Genomic DNA, 16,793 nt, shown 5'->3' with positions numbered 1-16,793 from the left:
ATAAACAACCTCATTATGAGTTACATACTTCAATTTCTTTTTATAGCTTTAGCAGGAGCTGCATCGTTTCTCATCTATAAAAGAGTCAGCATTATTCGTAAAACTATCTTACTTGGCAAAAGTGCTGGCAGAAAAGACAAACCCAGCGAAAGATTTAAAACCATGCTTTTGGTTGCCTTCGGACAAGGCAAAATGTTCCAACGCCCAATTGTCGGCTTGATGCACTTTGTGATTTATGTTGGTTTTATCATTGTCAATATCGAACTTCTCGAAATTGTCTTGGATGGAATTTTAGGAACGCACCGTTTGTTTGCCCCTATTTTGGGTGCAGGCTTTTACAGTTTCCTGATTAATGTGTTTGAAGGATTAGCAGTAGGTGTAATTGTTGTTTGTGTGGCTTTCCTTGCTCGCAGAAATGTGCTTAAAATCAAGCGTTTCTGGCAAAAAGAAATGACCAAGTGGCCTCGTACAGATGCAAACCTAATTCTTGTCTATGAAATTGTCTTGATGACCTTATTCTTGACTATGAACGCTACAGATGCTGTTCTTCAGGATAGAAATGTAGAGCATTACGAAAAAGTAGGCAGATTTGCATTCAGTCAGTTTTTAATTCCTATGTTTGAAGGCATGGATAGTGGCGTACTCGTAAGTATCGAAAGAGTGGCTTGGTGGCTTCATATCATCGGTATTATGGGTTTTGCGTTATATGTTACCTACTCAAAACATTTGCATATCATGCTTGCTTTCCCCAATACATATTTCTCGAATTTACGTCCCAAAGGCGAAATGGTCAATATGCCTACTGTTACCAATGAAGTAAAAATTGCTTTGGGTTTGATGAATGCCAATGATGTACCTGCAACACCCATTGCTCGTTTTGGTGCAAAAGATGTAAACGATTTGACTTGGAAGCAACTCATGGATGCGTATTCGTGTACGGAGTGTGGTCGTTGTACGTCACAATGCCCTGCAAACCAGACAGGTAAAGAACTTTCTCCTCGTAAAATCATGATGGATACTCGTGATAGATTGGAAGAAGTCGGAAAGCATATTGCTAAGGGCAAAACCACTGAAGAGGCTTTGAATGATGGTAAATCTTTGTTTGGAGATTATATTTCTAAAGAGGAAATTATGGCTTGTACCACTTGTAATGCTTGTGTAGATGCCTGCCCTGTAAACATTGACCCTCTTTCCATTATCGTGGATATTCGCCGTTTCATTGCTATGGAGCAAGCTGATACCCCTGCTTCTTGGAATGCTATGTTCGGAAATTTAGAGAATAATATGGCTCCTTGGAAGTTCTCCCCTTCTGATAGATTCAACTGGATCAATAAGTTAAACGCTTAGAAATAACATATTTTCATGAAAAGCCTGTGAACAAACTTGTTTACAGGCTTTTTTATTGTTATAACACCTAGTTCTAAAAAAACTGCAAAAAAATCTTAAAAAATTATTATTTTAAGAAAAAAAAATTAGTTTTGTAGCAAATGGTCTTTTACAAATCTCTCTTTTAAGATTATGGATAAAAATGGAAAACGCGTAGCCCTTGTAACGGGTTCTACTGGTGGATTGGGTACAGCTATGTGCCAACGCCTTCAACAAGATGGTTATAGAGTGGTTGCTCACTATCGTAACCCTGATAAGGCCAAAGAATGGTCAGATAAAATGAAAGCTGAAGGCTTTTTATTTGATTTGTATGCTGCTGATATCAGCGATTATGTGTCTTGTGGTGAAATGATTGCTAAAATTGAAGCTGAAGTAGGTCCTATTGATATTTTGGTAAACAACGCAGGTATTACCAAAGACAAACCTTTTCATAAAATGAGCTATGAAGATTGGGATGCCGTTTTAAAAACCAATTTGTACAGCGTTTTCAATTGTACTCGTCAGCTAATAGATGGTATGCGTGAAAGAAATTTTGGACGTATCATCAATATTTCGTCTGTAAATGGACAAAGAGGGCAATTCGGACAAGCCAATTATTCGGCTGCTAAAGCTGGTATGCATGGTTTCACGAAAACACTCGCTATGGAAGTAGCTTCTAAAGGAATTACAGTAAATACCATTTCGCCAGGTTATATTGGTACAGATATGGTAATGGCTGTAAGAGAGGACGTTCGTAATCAGATTATTGCTCAAATTCCTGTGGGTCGTTTGGGTGGAACAGAAGAAATCGCTTATTTGGTTTCATTCTTGGCTTCTGATAAAGCAAGCTTTATTACAGGGGCTAACTACTCCATCAATGGTGGTCAGCACGTATATTAAGACTAGATTTTTTATTGATTTCAAAAAGCAGGTGTAAATACCTGCTTTTTTGTATTTTTGTGTCTTATCAGCCTAAGTGTTATGTCCTACGAGATTATTACATCCTTACAAAATCCTAAAATCAAAAATATTTTACGTTTAGAGGAAAAAGCCTCAGAACGTAAATCTCAAAATCTGATTGTTATTGAAGGCACAAAAGAGCTTGAATTGGCTATCAAGGGTCATGTAGATTTTCAAAGCCTTTTTTTTTGTTATGATTTGATTTCTGAAAGAGATTTTGAGAAGATTTTTAAAGATTATCTTCAAAAAACACAGATTTTTGAAGTAAGCAAACAAGTTTTCGAAAAAATAGCCTATCGAGAAAATATTTTTGGTGTGGTAGCTCTTGCTAAACCCAAGTTTTTAACATTAGACACCCTCAAACTTTCTAAATCTCCTCTTATTTTGGTACTTGAAAATGTAGAAAAACCAGGAAACTTAGGAGCTATTTTGCGTACTGCTGATGCTGCTGGTGTAGATGCTATTTTGGTTTGTAATCCTCAAACAGATATTTTCAACCCCAATGCTATTCGTTCGGGTTTGGGTTGTGTTTTTACCAAACAAGTAGTCGCTTGCACCAACGAACAAGCCTTAGAATTTTTGAAAAAGAATAACATTCAGATGCTTGCAACTGCTCTTACTGCTTCCAAACCTTATACACAAATAGATTACAAAAAACCTACTGCTATTATTTTAGGTACAGAAGCCACTGGACTCACAGATTTTTGGATAAAAAATGCCTCACAAAATATCATTATTCCTATGGGTGGCGAAATAGATTCCATGAATGTTTCAGTAACGGCTGCCATTGTTACCTTTGAAGCTATCAGGCAACGAGATAGCCACGAATAAATTTGCTTTTTTTCTAAAAAAGTTGTAGTATAGCACATTAAAACAAAAATAATTATGGTTTCGCAATATATTAAAGAATTGTTGCAAGAGTCTGATGAGGTAATTGTGCAAGATTTAGGTACATTCCAGACTTCTTATCATAGTGCAGAAATTCATCCTGCTACACATGCTTTTACGCCTCCCAGCAAAAACATAAATTTCAATACAAAACTCAAAATGAGCAATTTTCTTTTGGAGAATTATATTGCTCAAAAAGAAAATATCCCTGTTGATACTGCTAAAGAAGAAGTACAGAAGTTTGTTAGTAGTTTAAAAGTTAATTTGGGTATTGAAAAGCGTATTCCTTTAGATATATTGGGTGATATGGTTTTGCAAGTTTCTGACGAATTAGAATTTAAACAAGACAAACAGATAAATTTGCTCAATGATAGTTTTGGTTTGCCTGAAATTTATGCCAAACCCATAGAAAGAGGTAATTTTACGCAGAAAAATAACACCCCTAATAATACTCAGAAAAAAGCTATCAATACTAAAACCCCAGTTGAAGAGCCAAAAAGCACTTGGGGAACAATTGCAGCCATTGGCTCACTTGCATTTGTAGTACTTGCTGTCATTTATGTAGTGGCTGTAGATAGTAGTTTGAATCCTTTTCATAGTTTGTTAGGAAATTCTAAAAAAGAAAATGAGAAAAAAGAAGATACAAACAAAACAGTTGAAAATAACAATACTCTCCCCGAAGATAAAAAAGTAGAAGAAAACAATATTACTACTACTCCTGAAGATAAAAAAGTAGAAGAAAACAATACTACTACTCCTGAAGATAAAAAAGTAGTTGAAAATAATACTACACCTGAAGATAAAAAAGTAGTTGAAGAGAAAAAAACAGTAGATACTCCCAAAGGTGATGGTATTTTGGTATCAGGAAAAGAAGGTAAATATTTTATTGTAATTGGTGGCTTTGCCAGTCAAGCAAATGCTTATAAAAAAGCAAATGAAGGGAAGTCTAAAGGTCTTGATAACATGAAAGTTGTCCCTCCCTTCGATAATAAAAATCTTTATAGAGTAGCTGTAGGCGGATTTAGTACCAAAGAACAAGCAGAGGCAAAGTTAGAAGAAGTAAAAGGAACTTTTGGCGTAGATGCTTGGGTTTTGAAATACTAATGAAGCATTCATGCGAACTATTATTTTGCTTGTACTCTCCAATTTATTTATGACTTTTGCATGGTATGGACATCTTAAATTCAAAGATGTCCATATTTGGAAAGTGATTCTTGTGAGTTGGGGAATTGCTTTTTTTGAATATTGTTTACAAGTACCCGCCAATCGAATAGGTCATCAAACATTTTCGGCTACACAACTCAAAATCATGCAAGAAATCATCAGTTTGGTTGTATTTGCAGGTTTTTCTATTTTATATTTAAAAGAATCTATCCGTTGGAACTACATTGTAGCTTTTTGTCTGATAGTTTTAGCAACCTTCTTCATGTTTAAAAAGTGGTAATTCAATCTCACTTTTCTTTATGACGAAAGTCATAGGCTTAGGATATGTTTTTAGAGATTTTTGTTCTAAATACACTTACTATCATGACTATTCCATCACTAAAACCTGTACAAACTTTCTTTGAACAAGTTTATCAGCCTGTACTCATTACAAATGAGCAAGATAAAATAATTTATGCCAACCCTGCTAGTTTGCAACTCTTTAACTGTACTTCCAGTGATTTATTTCAAAAATTATTGAGTGACATAACAAGTGTAACTTACAATGGAGATGTAGAGAAAACAGTTGTAGTTCGTAAACTGAATGGAGAAAATGCTATTGCCAATATGCTTCTAACAAGCATCAATTATGAAGGTGAGCTTCATAGACTTATTCTTTTAAGTCCTGTGGAAACTGTGGCTTTAAGTATAGAAGAAAAAATGAAGATGCTTATTAAAACTATTCATAAAGATATTGCTCAAAGAGAACTTGAAATGGACAAGCTTTCTAATGAAATAGAGGCAAGAACCAAAGTACTCAATGCTGCTGCCATTGTTTCAGAAACCGACCAATTCGGAACTATTACCTTTGTCAATGAAAATTTTTGTCGTGTAGCCAAATATACCAAAGAAGAACTGATAGGAAAACCTCATAATATTGTCAGACACCCTGATATGCCAAAATCTGTATTCAAAGAAATGTGGGAAACTATTAAAAGTGGAAAAATTTTTCAGGGAATTGTAAAAAATAAAGCCAAAGATGGTACACCTTATTGGGTAATTGCCACTATTGCCCCTATATTAGACAATGATGAAAAACCTTATAGATATATTGGTGTACGTGTTGATATTACTGAACTTATTCGAAGAGGTGCTAAAATAGAAATGTAAAAGGTTGGAAATTTTCCAACCTTTCTTTTTTTAATAAAGACTTGGCATTGCATCGCCTCCCCATTTGGCACGTAGCACTGTCTGACTGTTGTTGTTTTTAGTATCAACATCCCAAAAACTAAGACCAAATTTTTCTCTATGAAACCAAGGTCCAGTATGTCCACCCCAAAATCCTTCTGCTTTTAAAGTAGAACAGAAACCTCTCGACCATTTTACTGACCAAGGAATATTTGACTTCGTTGAGAAAACACCTTCTGAACCTGGCCCAGCAGTACAAGCAGCATGATCCTTAGGAAGATAAGGTATCTGATCCGTTGCATCAGGGATAAAACTTGCTCCACAATGTGCATTACCAGATCCTTGACAAGGACCAGCAGCAGAACCTACTGTACCTGGATATTTAGCATCCCAAATAGTTGTAAATTTACGCTCATCACCCCAATGTGCTCTCGCAAATAAACAATAATCTTTTTTTACTTGTCTGTCTTCACTTGTATAACCAACCAATGCACGAACATGATTGATAGCTATTCTATGCCACTCATCGATTTCTGCTTTGGTAGGGTTTTTATTATCAGCAAAAGGTTTGTGTTTATAAAAGACTTCTCTTATTCCCCTAACTTGATCCACATGTGGACACATACAGTCATAGAACTTCTCTGGAGTCATCTTGGTTGGATCATAAATAGTGCCATCCCATTGAGCTTTTACCCAAGAATCTGCACTTAGATAACTTACTCCATCAGGATCATGAGATGTATTACCACCCTCAAAAGGTTTTTTGGCAAATGTCTCCCAATTTGCTGCATTTGGGGTGTACTGATTCTCAGGAACAATACTATTATTGGGCTTAACATCCTTTTTGCATGAAAACAGAGCAATACAGATGAACAATACAGACGTTTCAATAATTTTTTTCATACAAATAAAGTTTTTTTGATTTATAATATAAAATTATAAATATTTATTAGAAATAAAAACTTTAAATATTAATTTTCAACTCATTATGCTTAGCTTAGTATCTAAGTTACTATTTCACTATCAACGGCTTTTTGTAGAAAAGTAATAATAGAATTAATTATTCTTTCATAGCATTCATTTATTTTAAGATTTCAGATAACTATTACTGTTTTTCTTCCCAAAATTTCTCCCATATTTGTTTGGCTTGTGTCAAAATTGGTGCTGGAGCATTGGTAAAATTATTTTTATCTATACTACCTTTATAATTTAAAATTTTTGAGCTTATCGTTCCCTCCATCTCATATTTACTTTCATCTGTAAATGTAATAAGTTTGAGTTGGCTGGGTACTACAGCACCAGCATACATATAATGTTTTATCAAAAATGTAGCCTCTCCTATATCATTTTTATCAGAATCCACAACCGTAGTAGCTTCTTTGATAAACTTTGCATCTATATCAAATACCTTATGAGATTCTACTATCAAGTATTTTTGTATTTGTATTCCGTTTTTAAATAAATAAGCTTGAGCTTCTACTTGGTTTATGGAATCGTTGGGTGATTCTTTACTCAGTTTCTTAAAAAGAGGTATTTCTACAAGAATGAGCAAAAAACTGCCTTGCTTATCCTTCCATTTAGCTCCACCTATAATTTTAGCTTTTTCTTGTTTTTTAATATTTTCTGGTATATCTGTCTCGCTGAATGTTTCAGGGGTAAACTTCTCAACTTGCTCTGTTTGTGTTGTTTTAGAGTCATCTTTTTTAGCTTCCTGACAAGCAAACATACCTATCAAAGCCAATAGTCAATATTTTTTTCATATAAGTAGTTTTATATAAGTAACATAACAATTTTTTTACTCATACAATTGGTTGTTCTTATGAACAAATATCTTTAGCTTATGAAAAAGTATTTCCTTTTTAGTAAAGAAAATTTACAGGAAAATTTTGTTGAATAGAGTTAAAATAAGAAATTTGATAAAATTTTGGTATATGAATCCACACAATGCAGATGCAGTAGGCTTATATTTTTATTTATTAGATAAACTCTATCAGAGACTTTTAAGCTATGACTTAGACTTTACAGGATTAGAACGATATTTTATGGTTTTGTGGGCAATTGATGAGAGTGAAAGCCTGACTCAACAAAATCTGGCAGATTTACTAAAAATAGACAAAGCTTCTGTTGTAAGAATCGCTGATGATCTAGAAAAAAAAGGATTTATCCAAAGAGTTATGAATCCTATGGATAAGAGAGCATACTTTTTGGAATTAAGTAAAAAGGGTAATAAGTACATCAAAGATATACATGAAGGAATTGACAATCTCAATTCAGAAATGTTTATAGGCTTTACCCAAAAAGAAAAAGAAATATTTGTAGAGCTTTTAAATAAAGCCTACCTCAATCTCTCTCAACAACCTGAAAGCGATTTTTTATTAAAATTTTTAGCAGAAAGACAGGGGTAATAATTTTACCCCTTTGAAGTCTTAAGCAACTTTTTCGTTTTCGTCTTGTGCTGCAGCTACTCTGTCTTCTATGTAATCAATAGCCGAGCCAACTGTACGCATTTTTTCTGCATCTGTATCAGGAATACTTATGTTGAAAGCTTGTTCAAAAGCCATGATAAGCTCAATATAGTCTAAAGAGTCAACACCCAAGTCTTTGATAAAACTGGCTTCCATTGTCATGACTGACTCACTTAGTCCCAATCTTTCTTTCAAAATATCTATTACGGTTTGTTTAACATTTTTCATAGGCAGAAGATATATAAGATGGTTAAAGGTAAAACTTCTACAAAACTACGGAAACTTTTTAATTTTCTAAAGTTTCTTGATTTATTTTTTTCACGATTTGTTATAAACAATTATTAAGCCTAAATTGAAAAAATGAAAATATTATTTTTTCTTTACAAAAAAGCTTTTTTTTATTAAAATTGAATTAAATTTTGACATATCATGATGGCTGATAAAGTAGTACTAATTGCAGAAGATAGTTCTGTAATCCAGAATATGGCTAAAAAGGTTCTGGAATTTCAGAATTTTAAGATACTGATTGCCAAAAATGGTGAGAAAGTATTAGAAATTATGAGCGAAACAGATGTGGATGTAGTTTTACTTGATTTGAACATGCCCATCATGAATGGCATGGAATGTGCAAAAGCTATCAGAGCTTTGCCTGATGAAAAACACTCTAAAGTACCCATCATTGCAATCACAGGGAACGCCCCAAATTATACTTTGGAGCAATTCAAAACTATGGGATTTGATGCATACATTCCCAAACCCATTAATTTTGATTTATTAATTGATGTAGTCAAGAAAATGAGTAATGCCTGATTCAGGTAAAACTCATCTTTTAATCCTCTTTATCTTGTTTTATGGAAAATAAGGTTGTTTTGATTGCTGAGGATTTTTTTCTTATACGAAATATCATTCAGAATAAATTAGAGCCTCATGGTTTTAAAATACTGAGTGCTGAAAATGCAGAACAAGTCTTAGAAACAATTGAGAAAAATGATGTAGATATCATTTTGTTGAATCCCAATATTCTTATGCCAAATGGCAAGAGTTGTGTGAAAGCTATCAGAAGTATAACTCATGAGAAAAAAGCAAATATTCCTATTATTGCCATTACAGGCAATCCCTTCAACCATTCTCTAAAACAATTTCAAAAAATGGGCTTTGATGCCTATGTAGAAAAACCCATTAATTTTGATTTATTAATTGATATGTTAAAAGAAATCATTCAATTAGATTAAATTTACTCACTATAAAAAACTCTTTTTACTCTTTCACTTACATTGGTGAGTATTTCATAAGGAATTGTCCCTATGGAATCAGCAAGTGTTTGGATAGAAAGGCGTTCATCAAAAATAACAACTTCATCACCTACTTGTACATTAGGAATATCTGTAAGGTCAATCATAGTCATATCCATACAAACATTCCCTACAATAGGTACTATTTTATCTCGTACTCGTACTTTGCCCACCCCTTGACTAAAAGCCCTACTGAAACCATCTGCATAGCCAATTGCAATAATGCCTATTAACATAGTTTTTTTAGCAACTCCTTTTCGTCCATAACCCACTGTTTCTCCATTTTTGATGTGTTTGATTTGGGAAATTACTGTTTTCAGTCTGCTAATTGGTTGTAATTGTTTTTGATATTTACCTCCAGCCTCAACTCCATACAAACCAATACCCAAACGAACCATATCCATTTGGCTTTCAGGGAACCTTACAATCCCTGGTGAATTAAGTATATGTTTTAAAAACTTATATTTTAGTTGTTTTTCAAAGCTTTGAGTTATTTTTTCAAAGTTTTTAATCTGTTTTAAAGAAAATTCATCATGTTGGGGTTCATCAGCAGCAGCCAAGTGGCTCAAAACAGAGGCTACCTTTAAGGATGAGCTATGTTTTAAAATTTCAACCAAAGAACTGATATTTTTTTCTTCAAATCCAAGTCTTTTCATACCTGTATCAAACTCGATATGTACTTTAAAGCCTTGTAGGTTTTCATTTTTACAAAAATCTATCAATTTTTGAAGCATCTCAAAACTATACACTTCTGGCTCTAAGTTATATTCCGAAAGCAATGGAAATGACTCTTCTGATGGATTCATCACCATGATGGGTAAATGTATACCATTTTTTCTAAGCTCTACACCCTCATCTGTGTATGCCACAGCCAAATAACTTACTCTGTGAAATTGCAACAGATTAGCGATTTCTACACTTCCACTTCCGTATGCAAAAGCTTTTACCATTGCCATAATTTTGGTAGAAGGTTTGAGCTGATTACGATAAAAATTCAGGTTGTGAACCAAAGCATCCAAATTGATTTCTAAAACAGTTCGATGAGCTTTGTATTCAAGTTTTTGTATAATTTTTTCAAACTGAAATTTTCTAGCTCCTTTTACAAGAACAACACAATTTTTTAATTGCTCAAAAAAACCTTTTTCTAAGAATTCTTCTGTATTTTTATAAAAAGCTTTTAGAGGAATATTTTTAAATGCATCTTTATGAGAAGATATTTTCTCTCCAATACCTATAAAAAAACCTATATTTTTGCCTAAAAGCAGATTAGCAACCTGTGCATAGAGCTTTTTACCACCCAAATCGCTTTCCAAAATATCTGAAAGAATAACCACTTTAGCCTGTTTTTGTTGCTGATTGGCTAAAAAGTCAAGTGCTATTTGCAAACCAGCCAAATCGTTGTTGTACGAATCATCAATTAAGTATGTTTGATGTAAGCCTTGTTTTAGCTCCAAACGCATCGAAATGGGTTTGAGTTGGGCTATTCGTTGCGTAATTTGAGGTACTGATACTTTGAATTGATGTTGCAAAAGTGCACAACAAACTGCCAAATTTTGTAAATAAGCTTCATCCTGAAATGTAAGTAAACTTGCATTTAATCTGATTTCAATATGATTCTCTCTTTTTAGAAAAGAAACAGCTTTTTTAGTATCTGAAAGCTTGTATGCCCATGTAATAATTTCTGTATCAGGGTTTTTCTTTTGAAATTTTTCTATAATTTTTGGATAAGTTATTCCTATACCTTCATACAAATAAAGAATAGGACAATTTTTAAATAATAGTAGTTTTTCTTCTAACTTTTCTTCTCGATTATCAAAACCCTCATCATGTGAGGTACCTAAATTTATAAAAACCCCTATTGTTGGCTGTATTATTTCCTGTAAATTTTTCATCTCGCCAACCTGCGAAATACCTGCTTCAAAAATAGCGAGTTCATGTTCTTTTCTCATTTGCCACACCGAAAGCGGAACACCAATTTGGGAGTTATAGCTTTTAGGACTTTTGACTATATTTAAATCATCATGTAAAAGTTGTGTGAGCCATTCTTTTACGATTGTTTTTCCATTACTGCCTGTAATAGCCATCACAGGCATATCAAATTGATTTCGATGGTAAGTTGCAATCTTTTGAAGTGCTTTGGTTGCGTTTTTAACAACTATATAATTGATAGCCTTCTGAAATGGCTCAACTGCTTTTTCATTTTCAACAATAAAATTTCTAACACCTTTTTCGTAAAGTTCTGCTATAAAGCCATGCCCATCATGGTTTTTGCCCTTGATGGCTATAAAAAGAGAAGTTTCAGGCAAAAAAAGCTTACGACTATCTACAACAAGTTGTTCTATTTCATTTTGTGAAGCAGTTTGCCACGAAGTAGAAGATAAAATGGTTTGTAAATCTGAGAATAGCATGGAGAAGAATAGTTTTGAAGCGTAGCAAAATTAAAAAACATACTCAATATACCATGAAAAAAGTCTAAAACTTTGTGCTTTTTATACACTTGCTTTTCGTTATATTTGAGTCAAATGTTTTACTCATGAAACTCATTCTTTATTTTAGTATAGTATTGGGCTTATTTGCCTGCCAAGAACTTTCTAAACCCAAACAAAAAATGATAACCGAAAAAGATATTCATTCCTTTGCCAATCCAGAAAAAACCTTGATGAATCACCTTAATTTAGATTTAAAAATTGATTTTGAGAAAAAAATTCTATCAGGTAAAGCAACTATTCATTTTGAACAACATCAAAATACCAATGAATTAGTTTTAGATACAGATAAATTAGTAATTAAACAAGTTTGGTTAGATGGAAATGAAGAAACGACATTTAAACTAGAAAAACCCGTTGTACATTTGGGGCAATCTTTACATATTAAAATAAAACCTACTACAAAATCCGTTGTTATAGAGTACGAAACTTCTCCTAATGCCCCTGCTCTGCAATGGTTAGACCCAGAACAAACAGCAGGTAAAAAATATCCCTTCCTTTTTAGTCAATCACAATGTATTTTGGCTCGTAGCTGGATACCTTGCCAAGATAGCCCAGGTATTCGTTTTTCATATAATGCTCGCATACAAGTACCCAGCGACAGTCTGATGGCTCTCATGTCAGCCAAGAATCCTACCAAGTTTTCACCAAATAATACTTATGAATTTGAGATGCAACAGAAAATACCTGCATATTTGGTGGCTTTGGCTGTTGGCAATGTAGAGTTTTCTGAAATAGATACCAGAACAGGCGTTTATGCCGAACCCTCGATGCTCGAAAAGTCCAAGAAAGAATTTGAAGAATTGGGCAAAATGGTGGATATAGCCGAAAAAATCTATGGCAAATACGAATGGGAACGTTACGATTTACTTGTATTACCTCCTAGCTTCCCGTTTGGAGGTATGGAAAACCCAAGACTTACATTTGCAACACCTACTATCATTGCTGGTGATAAATCCCTAACAAGTCTTGTAGCTCACGAATTGGCTCATTCTTGGTCTGGAAACTTAGTAACCAATGCCACATGGAACGATTTTTGGCTCAATGAAGGCTTTACAGTCTATTTTGAACGCCGAATTATGGAAGAATTGTATGGGAAAGATTATGCTGAAATGCTCGCATTGTTAGGTTATCAAGATTTATTGGCTGATGTTGAAGAAATTGGAGCCAATAGCAAAGATACCAAACTCCATTTGGATTTACGTCAACGCAACCCTGATGAAGGAGTAACAGAAATTGCTTATGAAAAAGGATATTTCTTTTTGAGAAGAATTGAGGAAGTAATTGGACGAGAAGCATTTGATAAGTTTGTGAAGAACTATTTTGCTACCTTTTCTTTTCAATCTATGGATACAGACAATTTTGTTAAATATTTTGAAAAAGAAGTTATTAAAGATAATGAATATGTAGCCAAACAAATCAGGATGCAAGATTGGATTTTTGAAGTAGGTATCCCAGATAATTGCCCTAAAGTCCGTTCAGTATTATTTGAGAAAGTAGATTCAGCTCTTGTAGATTGGAAAAAATATAAAAAACCTGACTCTTTAGAAACGAAGAATTGGAGTAGCCACGAATGGCTCCATTTCTTACGTCATTTACCCAAAGAAATGACCATTGAAGATATGAAAATTCTTGATAAAGCTTTTGGTTTTACTGAGTCTGGTAACTCGGAGCTACAGGCAGCATGGTATGTACATTGCATCCACAAACACTATGAACCTGCATACAAAGCATTAGAAAATTTTTTAATGAATGTAGGGAGAAGGAAGTTTTTGACTCCACTCTACACTGCTATGTCCAAATACCCTGATATGAAAAAAATAGCCATAGAGATTTATGGCAAAGCAAAAAAAGGTTATCACAGTCTTGCTGTCATGAAAACCAACGAGATATTAGGATTAAAATAAAGAAGAGGCTTTACATCCTCTTCTTTATCATGTATAATTTTTATACATTAATTTTAGGTATAAAAAAAGGAGCTTTTCAGCTCCTTTTAGTTATTTTTTCTTTGCTTTTCCTGCGTCTTTCTTAGCAGCAGGTTTTTTAGCAGCAGGCTTCTTAGTAGCAGCCTTATTTTTCATGTCTTGAACTTCTTTACGAATTTCTTGAGCAAGTACTTTTAAATCTTGCATGCCTTTGCGTACACGAGTACCAGCAGCTTGATTGTTTTTGTCATAGAATTTCTCGAAGTCTGCTTCAAGACCCATTACTAGATCTCTTACTTTTGCGAATTTAGACATAATGGTAATGAGGTTAAGTGAATAATGACGATTAACTTTTCAAAACTAATTATTTATTTGAAAATTCCTATAAAAAAAAACACTTTTTTTTCAAAAATTTTACACTTTAAAAATTAAAGTTTTAATAATCAACACTTTAATAATACTCTGAAATTTAAAAGTTTACGCATTTTTTCAAAAAAAAACTACTTTTATACCTTGTAAAAGATACTTTATAAATCAAAGCAAAGCTTATTGAATACAAAACTTTATTTCAAAAATAAAGGTGCTTTATAAAAAAACAGGTGCCACTTTTAAAAACAAAGTATCTTAATCTTTTTATATTCTATACTTTTTTAAAGAAATATGCCTTAAAAAAAAGTATAGGCATATAACTTTTTCGGCAGAGTTTTTGAATAAAATATCCTTAAAAAAGTGTAGCTTTACAACCTAAAAATCAGGCTATCCAAATTTCTCTTTGGGCACATTATTGTATTTGTATGAAAATTTTAGATTTATATATTTTTAAAAAATTTATCAAGGCATTTTTTTTTATTGTACTCATTTTCATTCTTATCATTTTGGTCATTGATATGGTTGAAAAGATTGATACGTTCAGAAAAATGAAACCTACATGGAAAGAAATCATCACTCAATTTTATTTTAATTATATTCCTTATCTCATCAATTTGGTGAGTCCTTTACTGGTGTTTATTGCTGCTGTATTTGTTACAGCTCAACTATCTGCTCGTACCGAAATTGTAGCAATGCTTAGTTCAGGTATTACTTTTATGCGTTTTTTACGCCCTTACCTGATTGGTTCTATTTTCCTAGGAATCATAACATTTTACTTAACAGGTTGGGTTATTCCTGATGCTAATAAAGTAAGGGTCAATTTTGATATTATGCACATCAAAGGACAAGAACATCGTTTACATAGAAATTTACACATAGGTATTTCTCCTAATGTATACGCATATATGCAAGATTATCAGAGTTATACTCGTGTGGGCTACCGTTTTACGATGGAAAGGTTTGAAAATAATAAATTGGTAGAAAAACTTGAAGCTCCCGCTATTTTTTGGGATAGTACAAGAAGGAAATGGAAAATGGATCAGTATGTACTTCGTAAAATAAAAGGTACACAAGAAGAGTTAATTTTTAAGAAAACAAGAACGGATACTTCTATCAATATCAAACCTGAAGATTTTGAAGATAAACACCAATTTCAAGAGAAGCTAACATTTCCAGAATTGGATAATTACATTGCTTTGTTACGCCAAAGAGGTGCCGAAGGCGTGAATATTTATATTACAGAAAAGTATGCTCGTTATACTTATCCATTTGCGATGATTATTCTTACATTTTTTGGTGTGATTGTTGCTTCAAAAAAGAACAGAAGAGGAATTGGAGGGCAAATTGCTTTGGGATTTGTTCTTGCTTTTGTATATTTGCTTTTTTACATTATCGCTACAAAAGCAATTGCCAATAGTGGCAAAATGCCTATTCTGATAGCTGTTTGGATGCCTAATGTGGTTTTCACACTCATTGGAATAGCTATGTACAGAATTATGGTATTACAAGATGATAAACTCAAGAGAATTATATTTTTTGAATTTTTAAAAGATTTTACACTTAGAAAAAAAACACCCAAGGCAGTGGCACATGCCTAAGACTATGCAAAAACCTACATTAAAAGATTTTTTCCTCTTACATTTTATAGTACTGATTTGGGGATTTACAGCAATACTTGGCGATAAAAGATTGATTTCTCTTAATCCTTTGGTTCTTGTTTTTTATAGAACTCTCATTACATCCATTGCACTAGGAGTTTGGTTTATTTGGATAAAAAAATCTTTTAAAGTTCCAACCAAAGATTTACTAAAAATACTTGGAACTGGAGGCATTATCGCCATACATTGGCTTTTATTTTTTGGAGCTTCAAGGGTTTCAAATATTTCTGTATGCTTAGTAGGTTTAGCGACCACTACACTTTGGACAAGTCTGCTTGAACCTTTGTTTTATAAAAGAAAATTTAGAACGTTCCAGATTGTCTTGGGACTTATCACATTTGCAGGTATTTTTCAGGTTTTTAGCTCTGAGTTTCATTATGCCAATGGTTTTTTGTTGGGTATGCTTTCAGCATTGGCAGGAGCATTATTTAGCGTTTTTAATTCTAAATTTGTAAAAAAATACGACCAATTCACCATTACTTTTTATGAAATGGTAGGTGCATTTACCTCAGTAGCTATCTTTTTAGGTTTTTATCAACTTGCAGCCCCAGAACCGTTTGACGTTGTACCTATGGGTATGGAGTGGCTTTGGATTAGTATCTTATCTTTGATTTGTACTGTTTATGCTTATCCAATGGGTGTGAAACTGATGAAGAAATTTTCTGTATTTGCTGTCAATCTTACAGTCAACTTAGAGCCTGTATATGGCATTTTACTTGCTTTTCTTATTTTTGGAGAAAAGGAACAAATGTCTCCTAATTTTTATATAGGTGCTGGTATTATTTTGCTGGCTGTATTTTCGTATCCTATACTCATTTCTCTTTCTGCAAGTAGAAAGAGAAAAATAGAGCCCAAAACTCAAGAAAAAGAATCTGAGCCTTTTATCAAGATTTCAGAGCCTACCATTGCAGAACAATAAAAATTTAATCTAAGTCACCAAACTCCAAATAAAGTGTTTGGTGGCTTAGGAATGCAATAGTTGCTAGATAATTTTTAACAGCTATTTTTCCTTCAGAATTAACCCAAGAAAATGGTTTTCGTTCATTTTTTTCTG

At 33.2% G+C, this 16,793-nt stretch carries 15 protein-coding genes and 2 pseudogenes; 12 read left to right on the top strand and 5 right to left on the bottom strand.

Annotated elements, in window-relative coordinates; all coding sequences use genetic code 11:
* Window positions 1–15: 15 nt before the first annotated feature.
* From AD998_06335 to AD998_06310, 6 genes are all read left to right on the top strand, one after another.
* Entirely contained in the window at window positions 16–1,347 is a 1,332-nt protein-coding gene (locus AD998_06335) for a Fe-S oxidoreductase (GenBank protein KOY85818.1), read from the top strand.
* A gap of 171 nt (window positions 1,348–1,518) precedes the next feature.
* The gene (locus AD998_06330) at window positions 1,519–2,265 is read left to right on the top strand and encodes a 3-ketoacyl-ACP reductase (GenBank protein ID KOY85817.1); all 747 of its coding nucleotides are present in this window, start codon (window positions 1,519–1,521) and stop codon (window positions 2,263–2,265) included.
* A gap of 81 nt (window positions 2,266–2,346) precedes the next feature.
* Entirely contained in the window at window positions 2,347–3,156 is an 810-nt protein-coding gene (locus AD998_06325; protein ID KOY85816.1) for an rRNA methyltransferase, read from the top strand.
* A gap of 54 nt (window positions 3,157–3,210) precedes the next feature.
* Complete coding sequence (locus tag AD998_06320; GenBank protein KOY85815.1) at window positions 3,211–4,317, top strand: hypothetical protein; 1,107 nt, start codon at window positions 3,211–3,213, stop codon at window positions 4,315–4,317.
* A 10-nt stretch (window positions 4,318–4,327) separates the two neighbouring features.
* On the top strand, window positions 4,328–4,657 hold the full coding sequence (locus AD998_06315) for a hypothetical protein (protein ID KOY85814.1): 330 nt from the start codon (window positions 4,328–4,330) through the stop codon (window positions 4,655–4,657).
* 473 nt (window positions 4,658–5,130) lie between these two features.
* The gene (locus AD998_06310; protein ID KOY88084.1) at window positions 5,131–5,526 is read left to right on the top strand and encodes a hypothetical protein; all 396 of its coding nucleotides are present in this window, start codon (window positions 5,131–5,133) and stop codon (window positions 5,524–5,526) included.
* A 30-nt stretch (window positions 5,527–5,556) separates the two neighbouring features.
* Here the strand turns inward: AD998_06310 and AD998_06305 are convergent, their stop codons facing one another.
* Both AD998_06305 and AD998_06300 read right to left on the bottom strand, forming a co-directional pair.
* Window positions 5,557–6,408: a hypothetical protein gene (locus AD998_06305; protein KOY88083.1), complete on the bottom strand. Its 852-nt coding sequence runs from the start codon at window positions 6,406–6,408 to the stop codon at window positions 5,557–5,559.
* 241 nt (window positions 6,409–6,649) lie between these two features.
* On the bottom strand, window positions 6,650–7,285 hold the full coding sequence (locus tag AD998_06300; GenBank protein KOY85813.1) for a hypothetical protein: 636 nt from the start codon (window positions 7,283–7,285) through the stop codon (window positions 6,650–6,652).
* Between the two features lie 190 nt (window positions 7,286–7,475).
* Between AD998_06300 and AD998_06295 the strand changes: the two genes are divergently transcribed.
* A complete protein-coding gene (locus AD998_06295; GenBank protein ID KOY85812.1) occupies window positions 7,476–7,949 on the top strand; it encodes a hypothetical protein in 474 nt (157 codons plus the stop codon).
* Between the two features lie 21 nt (window positions 7,950–7,970).
* On the opposite strand, the gene AD998_06290 is transcribed toward AD998_06295, so the two are convergent.
* The gene (locus tag AD998_06290) at window positions 7,971–8,237 is read right to left on the bottom strand and encodes an acyl carrier protein (GenBank protein KOY85811.1); all 267 of its coding nucleotides are present in this window, start codon (window positions 8,235–8,237) and stop codon (window positions 7,971–7,973) included.
* A gap of 201 nt (window positions 8,238–8,438) precedes the next feature.
* On the opposite strand from AD998_06290, the gene AD998_06285 reads away from it, so the two are divergent.
* Window positions 8,439–8,819 carry a histidine kinase gene (locus AD998_06285; GenBank protein ID KOY85810.1) on the top strand — a complete coding sequence of 127 codons (381 nt, stop codon included), beginning with the start codon at window positions 8,439–8,441 and terminating at the stop codon, window positions 8,817–8,819.
* Between the two features lie 41 nt (window positions 8,820–8,860).
* The gene (locus AD998_06280) at window positions 8,861–9,241 is read left to right on the top strand and encodes a hypothetical protein (protein ID KOY85809.1); all 381 of its coding nucleotides are present in this window, start codon (window positions 8,861–8,863) and stop codon (window positions 9,239–9,241) included.
* 2 nt (window positions 9,242–9,243) lie between these two features.
* Here AD998_06280 and AD998_06275 read toward each other — a convergent pair whose 3' ends face one another.
* Window positions 9,244–11,709: an alanine racemase gene (locus tag AD998_06275; GenBank protein ID KOY85808.1), complete on the bottom strand. Its 2,466-nt coding sequence runs from the start codon at window positions 11,707–11,709 to the stop codon at window positions 9,244–9,246.
* Window positions 11,710–11,834: 125 nt separating this feature from the next.
* Here AD998_06275 and AD998_06270 point away from each other — a divergent pair, with 125 nt between their 5' ends.
* Window positions 11,835–13,694, top strand: coding sequence for an aminopeptidase (locus tag AD998_06270; GenBank protein KOY85807.1), 1,860 nt, complete (start codon window positions 11,835–11,837; stop codon window positions 13,692–13,694).
* Window positions 13,695–13,859: 165 nt separating this feature from the next.
* Here AD998_06270 and AD998_06265 read toward each other — a convergent pair.
* Window positions 13,860–14,027: pseudogene (locus tag AD998_06265) on the bottom strand (histone H1).
* Between the two features lie 479 nt (window positions 14,028–14,506).
* On the opposite strand from AD998_06265, the pseudogene AD998_06260 reads away from it, so the two are divergent.
* Both AD998_06260 and AD998_06255 read left to right on the top strand, forming a co-directional pair.
* Window positions 14,507–15,571: pseudogene (locus tag AD998_06260) on the top strand (permease).
* A gap of 112 nt (window positions 15,572–15,683) precedes the next feature.
* Window positions 15,684–16,658, top strand: a complete 975-nt coding sequence (locus AD998_06255; protein ID KOY88082.1) for a hypothetical protein — start codon at window positions 15,684–15,686, stop codon at window positions 16,656–16,658.
* Window positions 16,659–16,793 lie beyond the last annotated feature (135 nt).

The organism is bacterium 336/3 (genome assembly GCA_001281695.1).
Taxonomy (GTDB): Bacteria; Bacteroidota; Bacteroidia; order Cytophagales; family Thermonemataceae; genus Raineya.
The sequence above is the reverse complement of the archived record's forward strand: the minus strand, read 5'-3'. Positions and strand labels throughout refer to the sequence as shown.